This window comes from Faecalibacterium sp. DFI.5.82 (assembly GCF_029076575.1).
Taxonomy (GTDB): Bacteria; Bacillota; Clostridia; order Oscillospirales; family Ruminococcaceae; genus Faecalibacterium; species Faecalibacterium duncaniae.
In genome coordinates, this window is sequence record NZ_JARFIS010000752.1 from 1 (window position 1) to 301 (window position 301).

The 301-nt window shown below is 61.8% G+C and carries 1 pseudogene; it reads left to right on the top strand.

Annotated elements, in window-relative coordinates:
- Positions 1-77 precede the first annotated feature (77 nt).
- Positions 78-301 (top strand): annotated as a pseudogene (locus P0G09_RS18750) (phage terminase large subunit family protein); the annotation flags it as partial.

Genomic DNA, 301 nt, shown 5'->3' on the forward strand with positions numbered 1-301 from the left:
GCAACATCTAGACGAGTTTTTACCAAGGCACGCAGGAACGCTGGTGCCACCGCTGCCCCGAGTGCGGGGAGTACAGCGAGATCGTGTTCGACAATATCCAGTTCGACCCGGAGGTCAAGCGGATCCGCGGGACAAAGTCGTGGAGCCTCAAGAGCGGCGTCTCGTGGAGCTGCCCGGCCTGCGGCTGCCTGATCCCCGAGGACGTCATGCGACAGCAGCCGGCCAAGTGGATCGCCGACAACCCGGACGCCTACAAAAAAGGCGTCCGTTCTTTTTGGCTCAATGCCTTCTCGAGCCCGTG